This window comes from Negadavirga shengliensis (assembly GCF_042652345.1).
Classification (GTDB): domain Bacteria; phylum Bacteroidota; class Bacteroidia; order Cytophagales; family Cyclobacteriaceae; genus Negadavirga; species Negadavirga shengliensis.
Genome location: NZ_JBHSJJ010000032.1, coordinates 1 through 6,139 on the forward strand (window position 1 = coordinate 1; position 6,139 = coordinate 6,139).

At 45.6% G+C, this 6,139-nt stretch carries 5 protein-coding genes and 1 pseudogene; all 6 read right to left on the bottom strand.

Features of this window, described 5'->3' with window-relative positions; genetic code table 11:
* Positions 1-91 precede the first annotated feature (91 nt).
* Positions 92-505, bottom strand: a pseudogene (locus tag ACFPFU_RS25430) (ATP-binding protein); the annotation flags it as partial.
* A gap of 143 nt (positions 506-648) precedes the next feature.
* Complete coding sequence (locus tag ACFPFU_RS25435) at positions 649-1,671, bottom strand: site-specific integrase (protein ID WP_377069537.1); 1,023 nt, start codon at positions 1,669-1,671, stop codon at positions 649-651.
* The gene (locus ACFPFU_RS25440; RefSeq protein WP_377069539.1) at positions 1,652-2,668 is read right to left on the bottom strand and encodes a tyrosine-type recombinase/integrase; all 1,017 of its coding nucleotides are present in this window, start codon (positions 2,666-2,668) and stop codon (positions 1,652-1,654) included. Before ACFPFU_RS25440 ends, ACFPFU_RS25435 begins: the two co-directional genes overlap by 20 nt.
* Positions 2,637-3,893: a tyrosine-type recombinase/integrase gene (locus tag ACFPFU_RS25445; protein WP_377069541.1), complete on the bottom strand. Its 1,257-nt coding sequence runs from the start codon at positions 3,891-3,893 to the stop codon at positions 2,637-2,639. Before ACFPFU_RS25445 ends, ACFPFU_RS25440 begins: the two co-directional genes overlap by 32 nt.
* 96 nt (positions 3,894-3,989) lie before the next feature.
* Positions 3,990-4,361, bottom strand: coding sequence for an ATP-binding protein (locus ACFPFU_RS25450; RefSeq protein WP_377069543.1), 372 nt, complete (start codon positions 4,359-4,361; stop codon positions 3,990-3,992).
* 61 nt (positions 4,362-4,422) lie between these two features.
* Positions 4,423-5,994, bottom strand: a complete 1,572-nt coding sequence (gene istA, locus ACFPFU_RS25455) for an IS21 family transposase (protein ID WP_377069544.1) — start codon at positions 5,992-5,994, stop codon at positions 4,423-4,425.
* Positions 5,995-6,139: the final 145 nt, after the last annotated feature.

Below are 6,139 nucleotides of genomic sequence, written 5' to 3' on the forward strand. Positions count from 1 at the left end.
TGTAGTCGGTAACTGAATATGCACCAAAAACGGTAATTAGGAATGCACCAAAAATGGCAACAGGAATGCACCACTTTGTAAATATAGGTTGTTATTCCTGATGTCCAAAAAAAGTTTTTCTGTTTTTCATTCTATAACTTTTTCCGGAAAGATTTATAATATCACAATGGAACAGCAGCCTGTCCAGAAGTGCTGTAGCCAAGACCTCGTCATCGAGCATTTTGGCCCATTCTGTGGGCATTTTATTGGTGGTGATGATAAAGCAGGTTCTTTCATAAACCTGGTTGACAAAGTTGAAAAGGGAGACGGCCACACTTTTCTCCACCGGAAAGAGCATGATGTCATCCAGGATGATCAGATCTGCCTTCAGTAACCTTTTGTATTCGGACATTGCCGACCTGGCCATGTCCTTTAGCTTCAGGATGTCTGTAAGCTCTTCCATGGTCTTAAAATAGGTTTTGTAGCCCTTTTCCACGGCATCGGCCCCGAGACCGGCCGCAAGGAATGTTTTACCTGTTTAATGTAAAATTTTACATTAAACAGGTAATGTAAACTATACGATAATGTAAAGCAGAGAGGTTAAATAAGTGTTGGTTTCTTTTTTATACCAATATTCTCCCTATCCACTTTACATTATAAATATTGCTCTCATTTAAAAGCTTTCAACCATTCAAGAAGATCATGGTTTCCAATCCACTCAGGTACCTCTTTATTTACCACATTTACATAAGCTTTTTCGATAGCCTCCCTTTTTTGCTTTGAATCTGTTCTTGCGTATATTTCTGTAGTTTGGACGGACTCATGTCCCAGAAAATCCCTTATGTATACCAGGTTTACCCCAGCCTGAAGCAGGTGCATGGCCTTGCTGTGGCGCAGTATATGGCAGCTTACCGCTGGGATTATAACAGCAGGATTTTTTTGGTATGCGATTCTGACGTATTTTTTAAGAATACTGTTTACACCTGCCCTGGTGAGCTTTTCCCTTCGACTGTTAAAGAATAAGGGAGATGTTCTAAGATGGGGCTCATGGAGATTATTTTCAACGATATACCTCTTTATGTGGATGACGCTTTCCTCCATCATGGGTATAATACGGCTTTTGTTCCCCTTTCCAACAACCTTTATAGTATAAGGTTTGTCCAGTCTGATGGAGGATGGCCCCATGTCTATTATTTCCTGTACCCTGACAGCGCAATCATACATCAGCGCCAGCAATGCCAGGTCCCTTCTTCCCTTTAGGACAGTAGTATCCGGTTGTTCCAGTAGAAGTTTAATCCCATCGATGGAAAGATAACCAATGGCCGGTTTTTCATGCTTTTTAGCTTTTATGGATAGTATCTTTTGCCATTCCTCCATCCGATCAGGGTGTTGGTACTGCAGGAAGCGGAAGAATGAATGTAATGCCGCTAGCCGTACATTGCCCGAAGCCGCAGAGCATTTCCTTTCTGATTGCAGCCAGTCCAGGAATTCAACAATTGTTTCTCTGGTGATATGGACAAGCTCAAGTTTGGTTGCTTTTGTTTTCTTCCGCTGTTCCATAAAGTTTAAAAACAATATGAACGTGTACCTGTATGAGGATATCGTATGGGTACTCATCCCCCTTTCTCCGGGAAGGTATCTGGAAAGGAAGCTGGTAAGATGCAGGGAAAAGTCAGTGGTCTTGGTCATCATCTGATTCGGTTTTAAAAACAGGGAACACATTGGCGATAACAATACCAGATCTTTTTAAAAGGTCGGGGTACATTTCAGCAGTCAAACGCACATAGCCATCTGTTGCCCCTAGTGACTGATGCCCCAGGTATGTGGATAATAGCGGAAGGGAATGGTACATGTCAAGTCCTTCCCGGGCCATTGAAGCAAGGGAATGGACGCTGAACGTGTGGCGTAGGTCGTGAAGCCTGGGTCCTTTGCCTCTTCCCCCATGTGATATCCCTGCGGACCATATTATTTTCCTGAACCACCTGTATGCAACGGACTGTTCCAACAATCTACCATCAGGCAGAATGAGGAGACGGTCGTTCTTATGAGCTCCGGGGAAAAGAGCCCTGTACATCAGGTAGTTTTCGCAGACAGTACGCATAGAGCCGGAAAAGGGTATCAATCTGTCTTTGCCGTTTTTTGTATCCCTCACGATCAGGTATCCTTCTTCTGGATGTATGTCGCCGGTAGATAAGTACAGTGCTTCACCGATCCTTATCCCTGTCCCATATAGCAGCCTTATCAGAAAAGGAATAGCAAAGACAGCGGAGTTGCGATGGCGTACGGAGGGGGCAAGCGCATCGCATTCTTTGAAAATGGAATGCATTTCATCCGATGAAAAAATGTAAGGGGTGAACATGCTATGGCTCTTTGGCAGCCTGGGAATATAGGACCGGATGCCGATGTCGCATAGGAACTGAGCAAACTGGCCCAATAGCTGGACCCTGTTGTACCTGGTCTTTTCTGTTTCATTTGGTCTTTTTAACCCATGTTCTTCCGCCAGTTCTTTTGTGATAGCTACCTCTGACAGGTTGTTTTTCAAAGCCAGAGTGTCCAGATGCGAGAATGTCCGTCCTGCATCTTTGTATTTATAGCCCAAACTGTTTTTGAGAGCAATAAACTTCACTATAAAGGGACCAAATAGGCTGTAGTATATCCTAGCCATTTCTTTTTCCTCCTTTCTGTTCATAAAAAAAGGTGTGGAGCGGTGGGACTTCCAAGGCACATTTTTTTAGTGCGGCTATATCTATACGCAGGTAATCCATGGTAGATTCCATGCTGCTATGTCCGAGTACTTCCGATATGACAGGTAGCGGTACCTTTTCCTTCAATAGTGCGCTTGCCAGGCTATGCCGGAGACAGTGGGACCCATGCTTCCGGTTTGAGTAGTTGATTTTGGCCTGGGTCATGTATTTACGTACCATATTGCCGATATCATGACTGTGCATCCTTTCATAGGGGCCATAAACATGGATAAAACAATGGTTGTCACCAGTTACCGGACGGCCATGTTTGAGATAATCCACGATAGCATTGCCAACCTCTGGCAATAAGGGAAGCTCCTGTTTCCTTTTGGTTTTAACCTGGTTGAGAATGATTACATTCCGGTCCCATAGGATATTGTCAAAAGTAAGTTCACAGATGTCAGAAGCTCTTAAACCTAGCCGGGTTGCCAGAAGGAGAATGGAATAATCCCGTTTTCCCCTGGGGTTACCTCTATCTATGGTTTTCAGAAGGCTTTCTATTTCTTCATCGGTGAAGGTAGATGGAAGCTTGGGCTGGTGTTTATAGTTGTTCCTGGGTATTATGCGGGAAAAATCAATATGTAATATCTGCTGGTCAAAGAGGAAGACAAAAAAGTTCTTTATGATATTCAGCGCAACATGTTTACTTGCAGCCAGGTCCGGGTTTAGCCGTTCCACATATGCCAATACCCCGGAGGGTTTTATGTTTTTTTTACTGATTTTGTTACTGTTCAGATAGCAGCAGAACGGATAGAGGTAGAATAAATATGATGCAATCGTTTTTCGGGACAGACCTATAACCTGCTTTTTGTATTCGATAAATGCCTTAATATCTACTGCCCAGGGACCATGGAACTCTTTAGGTTTATGCTTTCTTGCTCCCTTGAATACCCTGCCTGATTCCTGGAATTCTGTAAGGGCCTCTATAATATTTACAAGGTCCCTTTTTTGCCGATCAAGCTGATGGTAATCAAAATTACCCAACTCATGCTTTAGGTAGGACCGGCCGACATTTCCATCATAAAACCTAATGCCCCGGTACTGCATAAAAGCATTAACCCTCTTCCAGTTCCTCCTGTACCTTTTAAGTGTACCTTCACAGCGATGAATGCTCCTCATATAATCAAAGAATTCATTCATCAACTCATCGATTGTTTGGTTCTTTTTCATGATATTAAGTTTAAGTTATATGTCCATGAAAACGCCAGAAATAATGTAAAGTGGGTTGTTGGGATACCCTGTAAATGAAGAAAAAGAGAGGTTATTTTATAAGAAAGTTTGCATTATCATATAGTTTACATTACCTGTTCCCGAAGGGCCCATCAGCATAAGGTTGAAGCCCTGATCCAGCCAGTTCATCTCCCTCAACTGGTTTATCCTTGTCAGGTTCAGCCCGTTTTCCGCCCCGGCATCATAGGTTCCAAGGTCATTTTTAAGCGGCAGATTTGCGGCTTTTCTTCGTCTGATAACTTCGTTTTTCGACCGCTGTGCGGCCTCATGCCGGAGCAGATCGAGGAAAAAGTCCATGAAGCCCGAGCTCTGTTTTTCCGAGCTGGCAACCACTTCGGGAAGCCCAGCTGCCATTCCGGTGATTTTAAACTGCCTGCAAAAGGCGTTGATCTGTTCTTTCTTTTCCATTTAGGGATTGCGTTTTGGCCATGGGCCTCCCATTCCCGGGGCTGCCCATGGCTGTTGTTGATCATTTGTTGCTTTTGGTTTTTGTATTCAGGATTTCCTCATACTCCCCGATGTTGCTTTTTTCGGGCTGGATCAGGGCATTTTCCGGCATTTTTCCGCTCAGGGGGTTCAGGACCCTGATTTTGGGTGCTACTTTACCGCCGGTATCGGGCAGATCCAATATGGCCTTAAAATCGGAGGCACTGCAGATGGCTTTTTCAAGACAGTATTTCAGTGCATGTTCTACCTTTTGGGGATCCTTTCCTTCGATGGCCTTTTGGATCATGCCGAGCTGGTCCCTGATATACCGGGGCTTCTCCTTTCTGAGCAATGCCATCCAGCTAAGGGCCGTTTCTTCCCGGGCAAACAGCCTGGCCGTATCGGCAATCTTTTCTGCGATGGATCCGGTTTTATCCCTGCCGTGGTCGGTTTTCTTTATTTTTTGGCCCGTGCCCACAGGAATGGTGTGGCGGCAGATTTCGGTTTTGTTTTCCGGTCGGCTGATGACCAGTTCACCTGCCTCTACGTGCAGGGCTACCCGGCTTCCCTTCCCTTTGTAGGTGCCGAGCGGCAGTGAGTAGAAGTTTCCCTTATAAGGGATGGAATTGTCCTTCCGGACAGCATAGAGGTCCGGGACAGCGGGCCGTGGGGAACAGGGCCTGTAGGGCGTGAGATAAGGCCGTTCAATAATATGTTCGGAGCAGGGCTCTTTTTTGGTCACCCCGTGGGGCAGGGCGTTGGCCGTACGGCCAAGCCAGCCCAGGGCCTCATCGTTAAGGGTTTTGATATTGTGGAAGGTACGGTTGTAAAGGAAGTTCCTTTTGACATATCTGACCACGTTTTCGACCTTTCCCTTGCTTTCCGGATCGGATTTCCTGCAGAAGTAAAGATCAAAGGACTGTTCACGCGTATAGGCCCTGAATGTATCGGTCAGGATAAGGTCCCCGCCGTTTTCGCTGACCATGAACACCTTGTCCTGGTCATAGACGATTTCCATCGGCACGCCCCCGATGTAGGCAAAGGCTTTTTCGTGGGCTTCGATGGCCAGCAGGGAGGTAAAGTGTCTGTCGGTGAACCATACGTATTTAAACCGGGAGCGGGAAAGGGTCAGCAAAAAGAAAAACACCTTTACCCTGTTGCCGGACGTGTTGCGCATGTTGTATTCGCCAAAATCCACCTGTGCCTGTTTTCCGTAGGGAAGTTCTTCCACCATCCCGTATTCACGGGGAGTTTTGATGAAGGGCAGGTTGTGCGTGCGCCTAACCCAGGAAACAAAATTGAAAACTGTTTTGGGTGATACTTTTGGCAGGTCCTTAAAACGTTCCTTCAGCCAGTCGTGCATCTGGGCGGCCGGGGTGTCCCTGAAAGTTTCCAGGCGGGACTTCACAAAAGATTCATAGGGGGACAATACTTTGATCCGGTCGGACCGGTTGACCATCATCTGTTCGAACTCCGGTTCCGACATGGAAAGATACCTGCTCACCGTCCGGCGGTCGAGTACAAGTTCCTTACTGATCTGCCGGATGGTAAATCCATCTCTGCGTAGGCGGTGAATCTCAAAATAAACCATAAATTTGTTCAAATACACATTCATAAAATGCTAGTTTTGGTAGACTAGCAAAATAGTACCAAATCCCTTAGGGGCATGCCCCTAAGGGATTATTGGTGGTGCATTCCTGTTGCCAAATATGGTGCAGTCTTATTTACCGAAAGTGGTGCAGTTGTAATTACCGATTACA